1 protein-coding gene is annotated in these 344 nt (G+C 61.6%); it reads right to left on the reverse strand.

Annotation, left to right across the window (positions count from 1 at the left end; translation table 11 throughout):
* Positions 1-78 precede the first annotated feature (78 nt).
* On the reverse strand, positions 79-344 hold a 266-nt coding region (locus tag EE949_RS24335), incomplete at its 5' end, for a COG4315 family predicted lipoprotein (RefSeq protein ID WP_122666648.1).

A 344-nucleotide genomic window follows, 5' to 3' on the forward strand; every position in this document is an offset into this window, starting at 1 on the left:
CCATTGGGCAGGGCTGGCGATCTTCCTGGGGATTGTCGCCGACTACGCGGTGCGCTGATCACCCAATGGCTTCATGCCTCAGGGTTTGGCCACGTGCCAGACACCGCCCTTGCCGTCACCGGTGACCTCTCCCGCCTTGGTGTCGCTCTTGAAGGTGTAGAGCGGCTTGCCGTCGTAAGCCCACTGCCGGGTCTTGTCGTCACGGGTGATCACTGTCCACTTACCCTCGGCCGAACTGTCGGCTTCGGCGGCAAGCGGCGGCCAGTTGATCGCACACTGATCGTTACAGGCGGATTTGCCCGTGCTGTCCTTATCGAAGGTGTAGAGCGCCATGCCTTCATGAT

The organism is Pseudomonas viridiflava (assembly GCF_900602065.1).
Taxonomy (GTDB): Bacteria; Pseudomonadota; Gammaproteobacteria; order Pseudomonadales; family Pseudomonadaceae; genus Aquipseudomonas.